At 40.2% G+C, this 16,488-nt stretch carries 23 protein-coding genes; 6 read left to right on the top strand and 17 right to left on the bottom strand.

What is annotated here, in order from left to right; translation table 11 throughout:
- Positions 1-127 precede the first annotated feature (127 nt).
- From BM375_RS09010 to BM375_RS08995, 5 genes are all read left to right on the top strand, one after another.
- Positions 128-799, top strand: a complete 672-nt coding sequence (locus tag BM375_RS09010) for a response regulator transcription factor (RefSeq protein ID WP_093365385.1) — start codon at positions 128-130, stop codon at positions 797-799.
- Position 800: 1 nt separating this feature from the next.
- Positions 801-2,102 (top strand): sensor histidine kinase, encoded by a 1,302-nt coding sequence (locus tag BM375_RS09005; RefSeq protein WP_093365383.1) that lies wholly within the window; start codon positions 801-803, stop codon positions 2,100-2,102.
- A 76-nt stretch (positions 2,103-2,178) separates the two neighbouring features.
- Positions 2,179-2,313 (top strand): hypothetical protein, encoded by a 135-nt coding sequence (locus tag BM375_RS17570; protein WP_262987258.1) that lies wholly within the window; start codon positions 2,179-2,181, stop codon positions 2,311-2,313.
- Positions 2,314-2,322: 9 nt separating this feature from the next.
- Positions 2,323-2,613: a PepSY-like domain-containing protein gene (locus tag BM375_RS09000; RefSeq protein ID WP_170852628.1), complete on the top strand. Its 291-nt coding sequence runs from the start codon at positions 2,323-2,325 to the stop codon at positions 2,611-2,613.
- A 19-nt stretch (positions 2,614-2,632) separates the two neighbouring features.
- Positions 2,633-3,070 (top strand): PepSY-like domain-containing protein, encoded by a 438-nt coding sequence (locus tag BM375_RS08995; RefSeq protein WP_093365379.1) that lies wholly within the window; start codon positions 2,633-2,635, stop codon positions 3,068-3,070.
- Positions 3,071-3,347: 277 nt separating this feature from the next.
- On the opposite strand, the gene BM375_RS08990 is transcribed toward BM375_RS08995, so the two are convergent.
- The 9 genes from BM375_RS08990 to BM375_RS08950 all read right to left on the bottom strand — a co-directional run bounded on the left by BM375_RS08990 (position 3,348) and on the right by BM375_RS08950 (position 8,172).
- Positions 3,348-3,620 (bottom strand): hypothetical protein, encoded by a 273-nt coding sequence (locus tag BM375_RS08990; RefSeq protein WP_212611656.1) that lies wholly within the window; start codon positions 3,618-3,620, stop codon positions 3,348-3,350.
- A 22-nt stretch (positions 3,621-3,642) separates the two neighbouring features.
- The gene (locus tag BM375_RS08985) at positions 3,643-4,371 is read right to left on the bottom strand and encodes a YggS family pyridoxal phosphate-dependent enzyme (protein WP_093365377.1); all 729 of its coding nucleotides are present in this window, start codon (positions 4,369-4,371) and stop codon (positions 3,643-3,645) included.
- A gap of 18 nt (positions 4,372-4,389) precedes the next feature.
- On the bottom strand, positions 4,390-4,875 hold the full coding sequence (locus BM375_RS08980; protein WP_093365375.1) for a GNAT family N-acetyltransferase: 486 nt from the start codon (positions 4,873-4,875) through the stop codon (positions 4,390-4,392).
- The gene (locus tag BM375_RS08975; RefSeq protein WP_093365373.1) at positions 4,860-5,411 is read right to left on the bottom strand and encodes a GNAT family N-acetyltransferase; all 552 of its coding nucleotides are present in this window, start codon (positions 5,409-5,411) and stop codon (positions 4,860-4,862) included. Before BM375_RS08975 ends, BM375_RS08980 begins: the two co-directional genes overlap by 16 nt.
- A gap of 116 nt (positions 5,412-5,527) precedes the next feature.
- Entirely contained in the window at positions 5,528-5,974 is a 447-nt protein-coding gene (locus BM375_RS08970) for a GNAT family N-acetyltransferase (protein ID WP_093365371.1), read from the bottom strand.
- 102 nt (positions 5,975-6,076) lie between these two features.
- Positions 6,077-6,409, bottom strand: coding sequence for a 2Fe-2S iron-sulfur cluster-binding protein (locus tag BM375_RS08965; RefSeq protein WP_093365369.1), 333 nt, complete (start codon positions 6,407-6,409; stop codon positions 6,077-6,079).
- Between the two features lie 87 nt (positions 6,410-6,496).
- Positions 6,497-6,727, bottom strand: coding sequence for a thioredoxin family protein (locus tag BM375_RS08960; RefSeq protein ID WP_093365367.1), 231 nt, complete (start codon positions 6,725-6,727; stop codon positions 6,497-6,499).
- A gap of 23 nt (positions 6,728-6,750) precedes the next feature.
- Positions 6,751-7,650 (bottom strand): dihydrodipicolinate synthase family protein, encoded by a 900-nt coding sequence (locus BM375_RS08955; RefSeq protein WP_093365365.1) that lies wholly within the window; start codon positions 7,648-7,650, stop codon positions 6,751-6,753.
- Between the two features lie 21 nt (positions 7,651-7,671).
- Complete coding sequence (locus BM375_RS08950; RefSeq protein WP_093365363.1) at positions 7,672-8,172, bottom strand: cupin domain-containing protein; 501 nt, start codon at positions 8,170-8,172, stop codon at positions 7,672-7,674.
- A gap of 99 nt (positions 8,173-8,271) precedes the next feature.
- On the opposite strand from BM375_RS08950, the gene pdxR reads away from it, so the two are divergent.
- On the top strand, positions 8,272-9,693 hold the full coding sequence (gene pdxR, locus BM375_RS08945; protein ID WP_093365361.1) for a MocR-like pyridoxine biosynthesis transcription factor PdxR: 1,422 nt from the start codon (positions 8,272-8,274) through the stop codon (positions 9,691-9,693).
- 5 nt (positions 9,694-9,698) lie between these two features.
- Here pdxR and BM375_RS08940 read toward each other — a convergent pair whose 3' ends face one another.
- The 8 genes from BM375_RS08940 to BM375_RS08905 form a co-directional block, all read right to left on the bottom strand.
- On the bottom strand, positions 9,699-10,028 hold the full coding sequence (locus BM375_RS08940) for a metal-sulfur cluster assembly factor (RefSeq protein ID WP_093365360.1): 330 nt from the start codon (positions 10,026-10,028) through the stop codon (positions 9,699-9,701).
- Positions 10,009-11,289: a hypothetical protein gene (locus BM375_RS08935; protein WP_093365358.1), complete on the bottom strand. Its 1,281-nt coding sequence runs from the start codon at positions 11,287-11,289 to the stop codon at positions 10,009-10,011. The genes BM375_RS08940 and BM375_RS08935 overlap by 20 nt, the downstream gene beginning before the upstream one ends.
- Before the next feature lies 1 nt (position 11,290).
- Positions 11,291-12,112, bottom strand: a complete 822-nt coding sequence (locus tag BM375_RS08930; RefSeq protein WP_093365357.1) for a DUF2249 domain-containing protein — start codon at positions 12,110-12,112, stop codon at positions 11,291-11,293.
- Between the two features lie 6 nt (positions 12,113-12,118).
- Positions 12,119-13,045: an iron-sulfur cluster repair di-iron protein gene (gene ric, locus BM375_RS08925; RefSeq protein WP_093365355.1), complete on the bottom strand. Its 927-nt coding sequence runs from the start codon at positions 13,043-13,045 to the stop codon at positions 12,119-12,121.
- A gap of 185 nt (positions 13,046-13,230) precedes the next feature.
- Entirely contained in the window at positions 13,231-14,001 is a 771-nt protein-coding gene (locus tag BM375_RS08920) for an ABC transporter permease subunit (RefSeq protein WP_093365354.1), read from the bottom strand.
- Positions 13,998-14,717 carry an ABC transporter ATP-binding protein gene (locus BM375_RS08915; protein WP_093365352.1) on the bottom strand — a complete coding sequence of 240 codons (720 nt, stop codon included), beginning with the start codon at positions 14,715-14,717 and terminating at the stop codon, positions 13,998-14,000. The genes BM375_RS08920 and BM375_RS08915 overlap by 4 nt, the downstream gene beginning before the upstream one ends.
- Complete coding sequence (locus BM375_RS08910; protein ID WP_244525860.1) at positions 14,714-15,922, bottom strand: nitrous oxide reductase family maturation protein NosD; 1,209 nt, start codon at positions 15,920-15,922, stop codon at positions 14,714-14,716. Before BM375_RS08910 ends, BM375_RS08915 begins: the two co-directional genes overlap by 4 nt.
- A 49-nt stretch (positions 15,923-15,971) precedes the next feature.
- Positions 15,972-16,424 carry a nitrous oxide reductase accessory protein NosL gene (locus BM375_RS08905; RefSeq protein ID WP_093365349.1) on the bottom strand — a complete coding sequence of 151 codons (453 nt, stop codon included), beginning with the start codon at positions 16,422-16,424 and terminating at the stop codon, positions 15,972-15,974.
- Between the last annotated feature and the right edge of the window lie 64 nt (positions 16,425-16,488).

Raw genomic sequence — 16,488 nt, 5'->3', positions numbered from 1 at the left:
TTTGCTTACATCCGTAAAGGTGAGACAAATATAAGCTTTTAGCGATGTGTTTGAATGAATGGACAAAAGAATAAAGTTTTCCTAAAAGTTTCCTAAAAGAGGTACTAAAATTGTAGATTTAACATACATGAAGATTCTGATTATAGAAGACGAAATAGATCTGCAGGACGTCATTCGCACTTTTTTGGAAAAGGAAAAATTTCTGGTAGAGGTGGCAAAGGATTATAACAGCGGTTTGGAGAAGGTCGCAAACTACGATTATGACTGTATTCTGCTGGATATTATGCTTCCAGGAGGCAATGGTATGCAGCTGTTGTCGGAAATGAGGGACTTGGGTAAAGATGGTTCAGTCATCATTGTCTCTGCAAAAGATTCTGTAGAGGATAAAGTGGAAGGTTTGGAATTGGGGGCAGACGATTATTTGGCTAAACCTTTTCACTTAGCGGAGCTTTTGGCTCGTGTAAAATCTGTGTTGAGACGTAAGCATCAACAAGGGGTCAATATGTTAGAGCATAAAAATGTACGCATTTATCCTGATGAACGACGCGTGGAAGTAAACGATATGGAAGTGCAACTCAATCGGAAAGAATACGATTTGCTGTATTATTTTCTTGTCCGTCCGGATAAATTAGTACAGAAGACTTCCTTGGCAGAAGCCATCTGGGGCGATAATGCGGATCAAGCTGATAGCTTGGATTTTATCTATTCGCAAGTGAAGAACCTACGCAGAAAGTTAAAGGAGAACCAAGCTGATATAGATCTACAGGCGGTATATGGCATAGGGTATAAATTGGTTTGATATGCAGATTTCGCTCAAAAACTATACACTCCGTTATCTGGTCTTTGTCTTCCTGGCTATTATGGCCTTATGGGCATCTTTATTCTATGCTTATATCTTGGAAGAGGTATATGACAATGTGGATGATGGGCTGAAAAACCAGAAAATAGAAATTATAAGAGAGGCTTATCGAAATCCCGAAATTTTGGAAATACGGGAGTTTGGTGTTAATCAATTTCGGATATGGGCGGCGGATAAAGAAACTTTTTCAGAAAAAAATAAGCTGAGCAGCCAGTTTTATTATATGCCGTATGATGATGAACAAGAACCTTACAGGGTGCTTCAAACAGGATTTTATGGGCAGGATGGAATCCCTTATCATCTGGAAATACGGACATCGACCGTTGAAGAAGATGATCTGATGTTGGATCTGGCTTCGGCATTATTGGTGCTGTATGTTGTTCTGGTATTGAGTCTCTATCTGATTAATGAGTTTATCTTACGCCGAGCCTGGCGCCCTTTTAAAGTTATTTTGGACAATTTGAATCACTATCGTTTTGGAAAAAAAGAAGATTTAAAACCTATACAGACGAATGTGTTGGAATTTAATCGGTTGAACCAAGATATCCAACAGATGTGGCAGCGCAATGAACAGGTTTTTGAAGAGCAAAAACTCTTTCTTGAAAATGCATCGCATGAGCTTCAAACGCCTTTAGCTATCACTATCAACAAACTGGAACTCCTGATGGAGGATGAATCCCTTACGGAGACGCAATTGGTACAATTGGCTGATGCCAAGGATTCTTTGCAGCGTATGGTGAATCTGAATAAATCGCTACTCATGCTCTCCCGAATTGAAAACAAGCAATATAGGGATACGGAAGCCATAGATTTCAATAGGTTAATACACAGTTTAGTAGATGATTTAGCTGATTTTATAGCGTTCAAGGATATCAATGTCGTTTGGCAGGAAAAGGGCACATTTGTTTTTACAATGAATAAGGGATTAGCTGTTATACTTCTATCTAATCTGTTAAGAAATGCTATTCGGTATAACCATGCAGCGGAAGGTAAAATATGGATTGAAATCTTAGCGGATAGCATAAGTATCCAAAATACCGGCAAGGTTGATCCACTACCACAGGAACTGATTTTTAAACGCTTCCATAAGGGCGAGCAGGATAGTAGCTCAAATGGAGTGGGGTTGGCCATTGTTAAATCCATTATTGATTCTTATAAAGACCTGTCTATTACTTACACGTTCGAACAAGAGAAACATATTTTTCGTGTTCTGAAATCTTTTCCTAAATCTTTCCCAAATTGATTGGGTATTTTGTGTTGAAGTTTAGTCGATTACATTAGGGATCGGATATTTCTAACAGCTTAAAAAGGAAAGAAAAATGAATAAGTGGATATTAATTGGCTTATTGTTTTTGGTTGGTCATACGACAATGGCAAAAGAAAAAGTTATACCTTTCTCGCAACTGCCAGCTAAGGCGCAAATCTTTGTAAAAACGCATTTCTCAGAGAAATAAGTGGCTAGTGTGCTGCTTGATACTGAATACATCGTACAGAAAGAGTATACGGTCCTACTAAAAAATGGCACCAAAATTGAGTTTGATGGAGATGGAGAATGGAAAGAAGTGAAGGCAAAGACGACAGCTGTTCCCGTGAAGATAACGCCTTCGACTATCTTAGAGCATATTCACCATAGTTTTCCGAACACTTATGTGAAGGAAATCAAGCGTACAAGTAGAAGGTATGAGGTGGAAATCTCCAATGGACTAGAATTGGAGTTTGATAAAAATGGGGTATTTTTAAAAATAGACGATTAAGAACAAAAAAAGATATAATATGATGAAAAGAGCATTTTTAGGTTTATCTGCCTTAGCAGTAGTGACGGTGATGAATATCTCCTGTGATGATGATAAAGTAGTAACAGAAAAGGAGCTTCCTTTAGCGTCAAATCAATTTTTAAGCAGTTATTTTGCAGGAGTTGATATCACACGTGTGGAGAAGGAAAGAAACAACTATTCTGTTAATCTGGCTAATGGTGTTGAAGTAGATTTTAACAGTGCCGGAGAGTGGATAGATGTGGACGCTCCGGATGGTATGGCGCTTCCTACAGGTTTTATCAACCCGAAGATTGTTGCCTATGTAGCAGCAGAATATACAGGCAATGGTATCAACAGCATAGAAAAAACTAATCAAGGTTTTGACGTGGATTTAGTGACTGGAGATATTGATTTGGTATTTAATGCCACGGGTGATTTCGTTCGTGTAGACCCGTAAAAATAGTAAACATTTCAAAAACCAAATAGAGCGGTTTTCTGTAAAAGGAAAGCCGCTTTTTGTTTAAAAGGATTCTCTATTTCCGTTTTTAACCCGTTGCGTGAAGTTTGGTTGTTGCGAATAAGCCAACTTTATAGATCCAACTTGTTGTGCCTTATGCAATAATTAAGTCTCCTAATTGTCACTCTGAGCTTGTCGCTGTGCTTCGACTATGGCGAAGAAAGAGAGTGGCATGTCTATCCTTGGACAGACTCAGGAGGACAAAAAAGGTGATAATTTACAAGGGTAGTTCCAATGAAAGCTTATCTAAGAACATAAACAACATCTGGTTCATTTCTGTATAATCAAAATTTCGAATTTCATCTGGCGTGGTATCAGGACTTTGAGGCCCAGCCATTATAATCAACAAATCAATATCATCGGCCGTATCTGGCAGAGGTTGATTCTCATATACTTTTGAAAATGTAATGTCGTGATTTCTTTGTATTGCCCACTCTAAATATGCTCCTGGTGCTTCAAATGTTTTGTGTTGAATAAAATGTACTTTCATTTTTCTATCGCTTTTTAAGTTTTTATTTTTCGTTCCAATAATAACTGTCGGGATAAACTCTTTGTCCGAATATTGCTGTACCTACTCTTATGATGGTTGCTCCCTCCTCAATGGCTGTTTCCATATCGCCACTCATACCCATTGACAATTCCTGCATTTCTACATTAGAAATATTTAAAGCAATAATTTGCTGTTGAATATCTTTTAGCAATCGGAAACATTTGCGGACTTTTTCAATTTCGGCACTAAACAGACCTATGGTCATTAAGCCTTTTATTTTAAGGGTTTCCAGCTGTGCTACCTGCTTTACTAATTCTATTGCATTGTCGGGACTAACGCCAAATTTGCTTTCTTCAAAGGAAGTATTTACCTGTATCAATACTTCTATGGTGTTGTTTTCAAACTGTAACCGTTGGTGTAATTTTTCTGCCAAATCCAAACGGTCAAGCGACTGAATGCAGGACACGTTATATTTCAAAAGGTCTTTGATTTTGTTGGTCTGCAAATGCCCAATGAAATGATTTGTATGAGGAATTTCTTTTAATATTTCATATTTCTCTTTAAGCTCCTGCACTTTGTTTTCTGCTATCAACGTATGTCCCGCCTGTAATGCGATTTTGATACGTTCGGCAGGTACGGTTTTGGTTGCCAATAACAATTTTACTTCATCAGGATTTCTGTTGCTGTTTATACAGGCATTGTTTATCCGCTCCTGTATATCTGTAATATTGTTTAAAATTTCTTCGTTCATAGTTCCAATTATTAAACGTTATTGCTCTGCCAATACTGCCGTTTTTTCGGGTGTAATAGTCCAACGTATCCATTTATCATCGGGCTTTGCTCCCAAACTCTGATAAAATTTTTGAGCGTTAATATTATTGACAAGAACTAACCAATTAAATTTTTTATACCCATTGTTTAAGGCATATTGTGCAAGTCCTTTCAGTAATCTTTTACCAATGTTTTTACCTCTTTGGTTGGTATCGACATACAGCCATTTAAGCATTAACGAGGGTTTTAGATTGTGCATAAAAGGAATGGTATAATGAACGGCTATGCCTACAAGTTTGCCGTTACCTGCGTCTGCAACGATAGCGCCAAATTGAGGGTTTGCTCCAAATCCACGACTTAACAAATCGCTTTCTGAAAGGCTAAAATCAGTATCGCCCTCAAACAAAACAATCGCTTCCATTAGCCGTAAGAGTTCGGGTATATCCTGCTCTTTCATTTCTCTGATTATTACTTTATTTCCCATTTTTCTTTACTGATTTCGTACACAAAATTCAATCTCGGTGCTTCGCCAAAATAGATTACTTCCTGTTCTGCTATCTTTTTAGCACCAATACGCCCAATGGCAACCTGCGAACGGATATTATTTGCTCCGATATGGAAATACACTTTTGAAACGAACTGAAAAATATAATCTAACATTATCGTCTTTAGTGAATGATTGATACCCTTACTCCAATACTCAACCGCATAAAAAGTGTAATTGATGAAAATACTATTGTCCTCTGCATTATAGTTATAAAACCTTGTACTACCTATTGTGCTCCCTGTTGTTTTATCTACAATTTTGAAAGTTCCCTTACTTTGCATTGCTCCGTCAAAAAACGTTTTGAATACTTCTTTTTTCCAACGGTTTTTATTGGGGTGCTGTTCCCATATTTTGGGGTCTGATGCTACGGCATACAAAACCTCAAAATCCTTTTCCTGTAAAGGATAAAGGATTGCTTTTTCATCTTCTAATATCGGCTGAATGTTGATGCCTGTTTGTCTTGGTATATTCATTGAACAAAAATTGAGGTCAGGAATGGATTTGAACCACTGTAAAGGGGATTGCGTACCCTTGTCTAACCATCCCCATTTTTAGAAAAAAGGCGAACCGATTAAGCCCGCCCGTTCCGTTATTTCCACCAATAGTAATAATTGTGGTTGCCGTCATATTCAAAACCGCAACGTGGATATAATTTATTGCCGATGTCGTTTGTTTTTTCGGTTTCAAGCATTAGCCCGCAAGCTCCTGTTTCATCGCACCATTGTTTTGCTCGGTCTATCAATGCTACCGAAAGCCCTTTGCCTCTGTAATCGGGGTGTACAAACAAATCGCTCAATAACCATTGCTTTGCCAATTTGATGTAATGATACAGCTTGTACAACTGTACAAAACCAACTGGTTTGCCGTCTGCATACACAACAAAAATGTTTGATTGGTCGTTGTCTAATCGTTCCTTGATGAACTGTTTGCACTTTTCGTAATCGTCTGCTTGGCGGTAGAAAACCCGATAAAGGTTAAATAATTCTGCTGTTGTGTCTAAATCGTTTAGACCTACTTTTTTGATGTTGTACTCCATTTCGATAAAATTTAATAATGATACAAAAGTATCAGATTGCAGGATTGGCTTGGTGGCACAGTTTGGGAATAAATTGATAGTCCAGTTCTGTCGTTATTAATTTTAAAACTCATCATAATTTATCTTAACACGTGCACTTATAGGAACTGCTACGCACGTCAAAATCAAACCTTGTTGTATGTAGGTTTCGGATAAGACAAAATTCCTTTTCAAACGTACTTCTCCCTCTTCCAATTTACATACACAAGTACCACACGTTCCTCTGCAACACGAATGTGGAGCATTGATGCCTGCATTAAGCATCGCATCAAGCAAAGGTATCTGTTTGTTCCATTGAATATGTTTTGTATTGCCGTACAATGTCAATGTGACTTCCACGTTTTCCGATTTTTCGTCTTGGGTTTCGGCGGGTTTAGTTTCTTCTTTCGGGTTCATATTATATTTACTTATTTTAACTTATTTCTGAAACAATAATTTACAAAGCCCAAAAGCTTTTACTGCTTTCGGGCTTTGAGATTTTGGTTACTTTAAATCTTCTATTGAAGCCCCAAAGTTGATATGTAACACATTGCCGTTAGACAAAACCAATGCAGGAACAGATTTTACACCTGCACTTTCTGCATCTTTTACTTTTGATTTGTCCGCTCCCAAATGGATTACTTCAACCTCATTTTCAGGTATGAGATTTAAAATGTCCTTTGCTGCACTTACGCATACAGGACAACCTGCGTGATAAAAAATTGCTTTTGCCATTTTACTTTGTTTTAGAATGATGGTTAATACTGATAAACTTCGTTTTCAACAACTGAAAGTATGCTATCTAATTCCGCTATTTCACTTTCATTAAGTGGTTTCAAAGGGCTTTTAAAACCTCCACCGCCGACACCCAGCAAATCTAATCCTGCCTTTATGGAGCGTGGCAAACCTTTGGCTACAATGAATTTCAACAAATCAATCTGTTTGTAAAATATCCGTTGGGCTTTTTCCAAATCGTTTTCCTGTACGGCATCGTAAAGAGCAATATTGAGCTCGGGTATCAGGTTAGGTGCTGCGGTACACCAACCTCTTGCACCTGCCGAAAATGCAGACAATGCCAATGGATTAGAACCATTGAAAAAAGCTACTTCTTCGCCCAATTCTTTTCTTAAATAGTGCATACGTTGAATGTCGCCCGAACTTTCCTTTATCATCGTAACATTTGGAATTTCCAACAGGCGTTTCAATAATGCAGGCGACATATCCACGCCACCTGTTGCGGGATTGTTGTATGCCATTATCGGAATGGAAATCTTGGATGCTACGGCATCATAGTGCTTTACGATTTCGTCATCGGTCAGTTTCCAATAGCTCATCGGGATAATCATTACTGCCGTTGCACCTGCTTTCTCGGCAAACTGTGCGTGGTAAACAGTTTTCTCTGTGGTAAGGTTAGAAACACCGACCAATGTAGGTACTCTATCGGCTACCTGTTGTATGCAGGTTTCGGTCAATGCCTCTTTTTCAGCATCGTTAAGGTAAGGCATTACGCCTGTGCTTCCCAATGGGGCAATTCCGTGAGAACCTACCGTAACCAAACGTTCTACTTGTTTTTGGAATAACGGAATATCAATGTTCTCGTTGTCGTCAAATGGTGTAACAGGGTAAGCAATTACACCTTTAAATGGTACTTTGTTCATTTATTGTCCTGTTTTTAAAAGTTAAAAATCTCTGCCCTCTTCTTCACGCAATGCCACACCCAAGTTTTGCAGTTGAGGTGCATTTTCGCAAGCTATGTATTTTGCATTTTCGGTTTCACTTGTGTTTTGGTGCTGATGCCAAGCCCAAGACGGAATATAGACTGCATCGCCCGCTTCCCATTCCACGATTTCATCTTCTACTCGTGACCAACCTTTGCCCTCGATGACATACAAAACGGTTTCGTAGGTATGGCGGTGCAGGTGTGTTTTCTGTCCCGGCAATAAACCTCCGATGGTCATACTTACGCTTTTGCTCGGCAAGTCCACAAAGAAAACAGGGTGTTTTCTTTCTTCCGAAAACTGATTGTGTACACCTGCATTTTCAACGTTTTTGTGAATAACGTGTGAGGGCTTCACATACGTTGGTCTTGCAAACGTCTGATGAAAGTCTTTGGAGCTGAATTGTTTTTGCTCTGCGTGGATAGATTTTTTTACTTCTGTCGCTGTTTCTAATTTTGACATAATTGAAAAATTTTATTGTTATTGCATTATTGCGATACAAAAGTATTGTAACTTTGGACTGTTATAATGATACAGTTTTTATAAAAGTTAATAGTCCAGATGTTAAGAGGTTGGAAATTTGAAATACAGTTAGATGAAAAATCGGATAAAGCCGTTTACCTGCAAATAGCCGATGCCATTATAAAAGATATTCATTCTGGGAGATTAAAGGCAGGCGATGCCCTGCCCGGCAGTAGAAACCTTGCACAGCTTTTAAAGGTCAATCGGAATACCGTTGTGGAAGCTCTTAATGTACTGATTATTGAGGGTTGGGTGATTTCCAAAGAAAGACAAGGCACTTTTATTGCTGATACATTGCCCGATTTTAAGGAAGTGCAGAAAAGCAATCGTGTAGTTTCTACCCCAAAAAGCACAATGCACAGCCATTATCATTTGCAGTTTGATGATGGAAGCCCAGATAGCAAAATTGCTCCCATTACAGAATTGGCAAGGGCTTACCGTCAGATATTCAACCTAAAAGCCCGGTGGCAAATGGTTGGTTACGGTAATGAATTGGGCGGTTTGGAATTTAGAAAATCTATTGTTCAAATGCTCAATCATCAAAGAGGAATGCAGGTCAATGAACAAAATATCTGTATCACTCGTGGTAGTCAAATGGCAATGTATCTGACGGCTCAATACTTGTTTACAAAAAATGATTATGTAATCGTTGAAAATCCCGGTTATAAACCTGCTTGGTCTGCGTTTGAGAATACAGGGGCAAAATTGTTGCCTGCAAGTGTAGATAAAGACGGTTTGCTGATAGATGATGTTGTTTCTTATCTGAAATCAGGCAAAAAGATAAAGGCAATTTACGTTACACCACACCGCCAATATCCGACTACCGTAACATTGAGTTTGAAAAGAAGATTAGAGTTGATACGGCTTTCCAACGAATACGGCTTTACGATTATTGAGGATGATTATGACAATGAGTTTCATTTTGGTTATCGTCCTGTATTACCGTTGTCCAGCTTTACGGAACTGAAAAACTATGTTTATGTCGGCACAATGAGTAAAGTTGTAGCTCCTGCTCTGCGTATCGGTTATTTGGCGAGCAATGATGATGCCTTGATAGAAAAGGTAGGCAGTTTGCGGAAAATTATTGATGTACAGGGCGACAGCATAATGGAACAGGCGGTTTTACAACTTATCAAAGACGGCACAATAAAACGACATATCAAAAAAGCAACGAACCACTACAAAGCCAAAAGGGATTTTATGGCAACTGTACTGAATAAACATATCAAAAGCAAAGCAACCTATGCAATTCCCGAAGGTGGATTGGCTTTTTGGATTGTTCCTAATACGCAAATAGATTGGTCGCAGGTTTCCCAAACACTAAAAAACAAGGGCATCAAAATCATTACGCCTGATACATATAGCTTTGCTGAAACTGTAAACGGTATAAGATTGGGCTATGGCTCGCTTTCTGAAAAAGAACTGGAAGAGGGAATTATAGCTTTGGCTGAAATACTGTGATTATCCTATTTAATTCCCAACTGTTCCTTCCCAGCTTCGCTGACAAGATCTATGCTCCATTCCGGTTCCCAGACCAATTGGATGTCGACCTGATAGTCAGGAAATACTTTTCCCAATGCATTTGTCACTCCGCTTTCTATGGCATCCCCCAAAGGACAATGTGGGGTGGAGAGTGTCATTGTCACTGTTATTCTGTTTGGTATGGTGAAATCGAGTCCGTATACCAAGCCTAAATCAATGATATTGATATTGAGCTCGGGATCAATAACCTGTATCAGTGCATGGTTTGCTCTGATTTTCTCTTGTGCAAAGGCATCAGTTAGTGCTATTTTCATGATGGAGAGTCGTTTTGTGAAAAATAATACGGAAGACGTTATAGACATACAGTACAGCGACTAAAACCCAAAGTATTCCTGTGTATTGCAATAAAAGAGATGAGTCCAATGCAATACCGAGACACAAGAGGACAATGGCTATGCTATAAAGATAATATTGGATTTTGACTACTTCCTCACTATACAGTTGCTTGGGCATTGGGATTTTTAGCTTGCCGTTTAGGTTTTTATAGCGTTGGTTCCAGACAATGAAAGGTAAGGTTTTAAAAGTTTTACCTAAAATCAGTGCCGTAATCCAGCCTAGAAAAATTAACGTGCCGTATAAGGCTATCCATTTGGTCTGTGGATTAAGGAGGATGACGGGAATCATACCGAATGCTAATATCTTACTACCTATTGAAAATGCCGCATGCCGCATTGGGACATCTACTTTTTTACGAGCTCTGTGCTGGTAGGTGTCGGCAAGATATATTAACCAACAGATGGTGCCTAAGGCAATCAACGCACCGTAGATAAGCATTCGTCCGCCCATTGGATTGAAATAACCATCAACCAAAAATAAGATAAGACCTAAATTTTGAAGGATAAGCGCGACATAAAGCAGAATTGTTTTTTTTGATTTGCCCAAGAGAAACATGGGGATAAGCTTTGCGCCTACGCCACATATCAGTAGTAAAAACCACCCCACGATACCAGCGTGCGCATGCAGTTTGAGGACATCTATATGATTCCGGGGAATAAAGGTATAGGAAAGGTTAATGACCAACAGTATTCCGACTGTAGTCGTAAAGCATAACCATAACGCAGATATCAGCAAAAAATACTGATAAATTGGTGATTTATTGGCATCCGTTGCGGTGCGGTAGATGATATAGGCGTAGAAATAACTACTCAAGACGATGCTGCTTCCGGCTACCATCATCAGCCAATCGGTGCGAAATGTCCAGAAGCAGTATACTAATATACAAGTACCAATGGTGAGAAACAGATACGACAGGAACGCCATCCGTGGACTGACGAGTTCGTTCTCACAGATTACGGGCAAAAGCTGATAGGCAGCGCCCATGATGACCATAGTTCCCCAGCCCAGAGCAGCAGTATGGACAATAGCTAAGATATGCGGATTAAAATAGTGGCCTGTAATTTCCTTCGCCGAGAAACAAAGGAGTAGGCAGAGCAATAAAAAAAAGAGTGCCGCTGTGCCGAAAAATGGAACAACGACATATTCTTTGGGTGCTTTGTTGACAAATATATCGGCCATGTTATATGTGATGAATGAATAACCTTACATCGACTTCCTCCTTGACACAGAGATGTACGGCAAAATTATCTGTTTGCAATGCTTCCAACAAGTGTAACGGCACACGCTGATGCCGCACGTATAGTGCCTGGCCTTCTTCCAGTGTGGATAAAGTCTCCAAGATACGTTCCATAGGCTGTGGCATGGGCAGTTCCCGTACATCGAGTCTGACAGTATCATCAGGTAAGTAGCTGTCGAGTAAAAATTCAAATTCTTCCAAATTCATCATGGATAGGGAAGGAGTTTCTTTTTGTAGTTTGCTGTTGATGCCTTTCTTAAGGAAATAACTGTGATATTCTTCCTGATCGATTGTGTGTGTAAAGGATTGTGCTCCTTTTTTCTCTAATAAGGAGATTAATGGTGAAGGAATAAAGTTGTTGATGATACAAAGTACCTGTCCTTCTTGCAACTGTCGGTAGCTTGTGAGTATTTCTTTCAGCGGATCATTCCCTTCTGCAATGCCTTGACGGACATCCATCTTCACTACAGGATTATTCACACACCAATCGGGCAATAGATTTGTCGCATTGGTGTCGGTATCCTCTTCCGGGGATTCGATGGCTAAAGAAAAGCCTAAAGGTTCCAATACCCGCTTGAAATCCGACAGCGAGCATCCGCCAATCTTGGCTGCTTCCGCTATATTGACCCGTGCTGCCAGAAGTTTTCGGAGCAAAGGATTCTTGAGCTTTTCCAAAGGTTTGGACAGTGAAGCGATGGCTTCGATACTTGCGCTATTGGTTTTGACCAGTTCGGATATGCGGGTATTGGGACTAATTTTTATCATTGTCGCTTAATTAGGCAGTTGCTGATAAGATGATTTTAATTTGGGGAATAGGATGTTGTTCTCCAAATGGATGTGTTGGAAAAGATTCTGCTCGAATGCTTGTATACGCTCGTAAAGATAGGTGTAGGAATTACAGGCATTGGCCGGAAGTTGGTAATCTTGGGTTATTTTTCTGAACTCGACAAGTTCCCCACCGGCTTCTTCATGTTCTTTTTGTAATTCTTCCAAAGTGGAGATGACCTCTTTGGCATTTGTGCCAGAAGCAGTTCTAGTAACCGGGAACAATTGTTCCTCTTCTTTCTGCAGATGTGCATAAAGTTCAGACATGAAGCCATGAAGGTTGTGGGCCAGCTGTGGTAATTCGGGATGTTCATTGCCATGGCGAAGGGCAACTTTGTCGGCGAGTTGCTCAATGATAGGTCCGTATTCCCGAACATAGCTATGGTGCTCGTTCTGGATGTAATCGGCAAGAAATGCCAAATCCCATTTATCGAAGTGCAAAGCCTGCTGTGTAGGCTCTTGTTTTTCAGCGTCCGACAATTGTGCTTGCAACTCTTCTTTGCTTAATCCAATAGAAGCCGCGGCATCTTTGAGCGACATTTTGCCTCCACAGCAAAAATCTATACCTAATTTTTTTAACCTTTCCGCCTTACGCATATCGGCAGCTGCTACTTCACCGATGGTTTCTTCTTTCTCTGCAGTTGCGGGTTTAGCGATCACGACTTGCCACCATTCCGGACCGGATTCTATATATTCCCAACGAAAATAATTTCCGCGTTCACCCAATAGCTGATAATATAGCGGACGTGGGTCGTGGTCGTTGAGGATGGTAAACGATTCACCTTGTTCTAAGGCATCGAAATGCTCAAAAATAGTTGGATGTTTTAAACGGGGTTCGATTTTGGTCACATCGAGTATAGCAGTTTTTATCATGACATTTTGTGTTTAATATGTTGAAAAAGATGGAGTAGGCTTTCCTCGCCTATCGTCTATACAAAGGTAGTGGGGATGGTGTTTTTGTTTTATGCGTAGACGCATAAGTGGGGGATATATACTGTCAAAACGATGTCAGAAGAATTCAGTTTCGATGGGCTTAAGCTCATCGAAACTGATAATTCTTATAAATCTTTTTGTTTAAAGAATCGTGTTGAGAAGTATAGTGGTATGGCTGCCCACAGCAACATAATGATGAAGGTGATAATCATCCCCGAATGTGTGCCGAAGAAATTTCGGAAAATAGCACCGGTGTAGCCCATCATGGCAGAAAGATCGATTTGTAATAAAATCAAGATACGGCTGATGTCTATTGGGTTGAGCATGCATACGGCTATCATTAGATTTTCGATCGGATAGTCTGCAAATTGGAAAAGTGCAAATAGGAGCAAAGCGTCAAATATCAAAGCGAAATACAACCAAAGCATGATGGCTAAGCCAATGCCTTTCGCTTTATCGCGAATTCGGACGGATGTCCACATGGCGATCGATACAAAAATAAGTGATAAGAGCAACCCGTCAATGACCAGCGTGATACCGGAAATCCCCGGAGCGAATAAAAGTGTAGGGATGCCTACGCCCACAAGAAAGGCAAGACTCATCGCCGTTGCCAGCCCTATAAAAAGACTCAACCATATCGTCTGCCGTTTCAAAGGCTGACTGACCAGCAAAGCAATGAATTCGGAGCTGTTGTACAGGTAGATTGTCGAAAAAACGATGCTGACCAAAGGAATAACAAACAGCACAATGTTAAGCAAGCTGGCAATGCCTTTGTCCGTGTTGTCTTCTATCATAAAGATGCTAAGCGAAAGCGCTAAAAGTACCAATGTATAAACCAGTATAGTACGGTTTCGAAGCAAGTCGGTGATGACGTATTTTATGATTTTATTGTTCATCTCAACCCTCCTTCAGTGCGCATTACCTGTGCAATAGCTTTAGAGAGCTTATCCGTATCGGTATCTGTTTTCAAGGCCTCAATAGTCTTGTGGAAAATAAGTTGACCATCCTGCATATAGGTAATCTGTGTGACCAAATCATCCAAATCGCTCAATACGTGGGAGGTGATTAGGATCAGCTTGTTTTTATGTTTTTCTTTGATAATTTTCTCTTTGAGGATTTCCGTGGCCAAAGGATCTAAGCCCGCTGTAGGTTCATCCAAAATCAATGTTTTGGGATTAAACATAAATGCTAGACAAGCGCTTACCTTTTGGCGTGTTCCGCCAGAAAGAGTGCGCATGCGCTTATCCAACATGCGGTGCAACTCGAATTTGTCGTACAACTCCATGTCCATCTCTGCTTCCGGCATCCGTCGGATATCTTTCATCATGTCCACTACCTGACCGATGGTCATATTTTCCGGATATTCACCAATCTGTGGCATATAGCCAATGTCCTGGCGATATTGCCAAGCTCCATGTATATTTTTATGCTCAAAAAGGATGCGACCCGAACTTGGGATAACCATTCCGAGGATAGATTTTATCAAGGTCGTTTTTCCACTGCCATTTGGACCAATTAAGGATACGCACTCTCCGCCTTCTAATTGAAGATCAATGTTTTTCAAGACGTGGAGCTTCCCAAAGGACTTCGAAAGTTGTTCGATTTTAATCATGACGTAGGAAGTTTCATCAAAGGTTTCTCATCTTTTAAATTCTCCGGTGTTAGGCTTGGGATCATCTTTTCCGTACGATCGAACAGGGTGACCATAAAGCTGCGGAAGAGGATCATAGCCGTTGGGTAACGTTCGATAAGCATGGAGAAAAGACTGACTGGATGATGGGGTACATCTCCATAACCGTTTTTGTCCAAATCATAGCCTTCGTATTTATCCCAATAATTCCCGGTAAAGATATTGGTGGTTTTGCCACTACTGCCATTGGTAGCGATATCGAATGTGTTCTGGACAAAGCTGTTTTGTTCCAGCGTATTGTTCATACAGCTGCTAAAGATTCGAATGGCCCAACCATTGCTTTCAAAGTTGTTTTGGTGGATTTGAAGGCGATTGCTGCCTTCCATATAGATGCCTGTCGTATTTTTGACAAAGGTATTGTTCAGGATATGGCTGTCGGTGATGTCCTTCAACAGGAGACCGTAGGCTGCATCGCCCCAGTTTTCCTCAAAGATGTTGTGCTCCATGCGTACGCGTTGTGTGTACATGACTGCCACACCAGCTCCATTGGAGCGGAAAGTATTGTAATGGTATTCGTTGTCATGAGAGAACATGAAATGCAATCCGTAGCGCAGGTTGTTGTGCGATAGGTTTCGTTCTACTCGGGTATGTGTGACAAATTCTAGGTAAACGCCGTCGCGATGTCCGATGATTTCATTGTCTTCAATAATAATATTGTTGCTTTTCCAAGAATGTATGCCGTTTCCCACAAGGTGTTCGGCTTTACCATAGGCCTGTAGTTTATTGTTTATTATACGACAATTCGAGGCTCCTTGCAGGTAAATGCCAAAGAAATTGTCGTCTAAGATATTGTCTTCGATGCTGATGTTCTTGCCGCTATATATTTTAATTGCCGCAATATCAGCCATGGAAGAGTGTCCTGATTTTTGAATGGTAAAACCCTTTATTGTTACATCATCAGTCCGGATGGATATAGGTTCGTGTTTGTGTTGTCCATCGATAATAGGGCGGTCAATACCGATCAGCATAATTCGCTTTTCGATGGTGAGGTTCCCTTCCGCGTAGTGGCCCGTATATACCAATAGGGTATCTCCGTCGTTGGCTTTTTCGAGAGCCTGCTGTATGGTCGTGACTGGATACTGTTTGCCTACTTTAATGGTAGCGGCATGGGATATGCCGACTACCATCAATAAACAAACGCATATATTAAATAGAAAAATTTTCATTTTTTGCGACTTACTTCCACAGATCGTCCCAAGTTAATACAGTGCCGCCAAATTCTGCTAAGACACTTTCTAAGTCTGTTTTGCTGACAAAAGCAGCAATGTCGCCACGCATGGGACTTTTTAAGGCTTCACTTTTTAAGTAAAACATATTTTCCGCAGGTTTCAGTTCTTGGGACTTAAAATCAGGCAGGTAGAATGCCGCTACATCTTCGTGCTGGGTTTGTCCTTCTTTGACATAAGCTATCATACATTGTACATCGTCGAAGTTGTACGCACGTCCTTTTTTGGTAATAAGCTGCGTGCCGAAACGCGCATCACTCACTGTCATTTTACAATAAGCACATTGGTCCACACCGTAATTGATCGGTTTGGGGCCGGCATGACTGGAGCAAGCTTGTAAAAGAGCGATAAATAGGACGATAAATGTGCCCCACGCAAGTCCTGATAATGTATGTCGTTTCATCTGTATAATATTTAAAGTTATTTATATCCGCTGTGTGCTATCTATTCGATCTGTCCATTCCTAA

Source organism: Sphingobacterium wenxiniae, from assembly GCF_900116225.1.
GTDB lineage: Bacteria > Bacteroidota > Bacteroidia > Sphingobacteriales > Sphingobacteriaceae > Sphingobacterium > Sphingobacterium wenxiniae.
This window is presented reverse-complemented; position numbering and strand designations above follow the sequence as displayed.

Coding starts and splice junctions, on each gene's coding strand:
- BM375_RS08950 (WP_093365363.1), bottom strand. CDS start 8,172: ATGTCAAAATTAGAAACAGCGACAGAAGTAAAAAAATCTATCCACGCA.
- ric (WP_093365355.1), bottom strand. CDS start 13,045: ATGATAAAAACTGCTATACTCGATGTGACCAAAATCGAACCCCGTTTA.
- BM375_RS08930 (WP_093365357.1), bottom strand. CDS start 12,112: ATGATAAAAATTAGTCCCAATACCCGCATATCCGAACTGGTCAAAACC.
- BM375_RS08905 (WP_093365349.1), bottom strand. CDS start 16,424: ATGAAACGACATACATTATCAGGACTTGCGTGGGGCACATTTATCGTC.
- pdxR (WP_093365361.1), top strand. CDS start 8,272: ATGTTAAGAGGTTGGAAATTTGAAATACAGTTAGATGAAAAATCGGAT.
- BM375_RS17570 (WP_262987258.1), top strand. CDS start 2,179: ATGAATAAGTGGATATTAATTGGCTTATTGTTTTTGGTTGGTCATACG.
- BM375_RS08990 (WP_212611656.1), bottom strand. CDS start 3,620: ATGAAAGTACATTTTATTCAACACAAAACATTTGAAGCACCAGGAGCA.
- BM375_RS08995 (WP_093365379.1), top strand. CDS start 2,633: ATGATGAAAAGAGCATTTTTAGGTTTATCTGCCTTAGCAGTAGTGACG.
- BM375_RS08920 (WP_093365354.1), bottom strand. CDS start 14,001: ATGAACAATAAAATCATAAAATACGTCATCACCGACTTGCTTCGAAAC.
- BM375_RS08960 (WP_093365367.1), bottom strand. CDS start 6,727: ATGGCAAAAGCAATTTTTTATCACGCAGGTTGTCCTGTATGCGTAAGT.
- BM375_RS08975 (WP_093365373.1), bottom strand. CDS start 5,411: ATGAATATACCAAGACAAACAGGCATCAACATTCAGCCGATATTAGAA.
- BM375_RS08935 (WP_093365358.1), bottom strand. CDS start 11,289: ATGGCCGATATATTTGTCAACAAAGCACCCAAAGAATATGTCGTTGTT.
- BM375_RS08980 (WP_093365375.1), bottom strand. CDS start 4,875: ATGGGAAATAAAGTAATAATCAGAGAAATGAAAGAGCAGGATATACCC.
- BM375_RS08955 (WP_093365365.1), bottom strand. CDS start 7,650: ATGAACAAAGTACCATTTAAAGGTGTAATTGCTTACCCTGTTACACCA.
- BM375_RS08915 (WP_093365352.1), bottom strand. CDS start 14,717: ATGATTAAAATCGAACAACTTTCGAAGTCCTTTGGGAAGCTCCACGTC.
- BM375_RS09010 (WP_093365385.1), top strand. CDS start 128: ATGAAGATTCTGATTATAGAAGACGAAATAGATCTGCAGGACGTCATT.
- BM375_RS08970 (WP_093365371.1), bottom strand. CDS start 5,974: ATGGAGTACAACATCAAAAAAGTAGGTCTAAACGATTTAGACACAACA.
- BM375_RS08910 (WP_244525860.1), bottom strand. CDS start 15,922: ATGGTAGTCGGCATATCCCATGCCGCTACCATTAAAGTAGGCAAACAG.
- BM375_RS09005 (WP_093365383.1), top strand. CDS start 801: ATGCAGATTTCGCTCAAAAACTATACACTCCGTTATCTGGTCTTTGTC.
- BM375_RS08940 (WP_093365360.1), bottom strand. CDS start 10,028: ATGAAAATAGCACTAACTGATGCCTTTGCACAAGAGAAAATCAGAGCA.
- BM375_RS08985 (WP_093365377.1), bottom strand. CDS start 4,371: ATGAACGAAGAAATTTTAAACAATATTACAGATATACAGGAGCGGATA.
- BM375_RS08965 (WP_093365369.1), bottom strand. CDS start 6,409: ATGAACCCGAAAGAAGAAACTAAACCCGCCGAAACCCAAGACGAAAAA.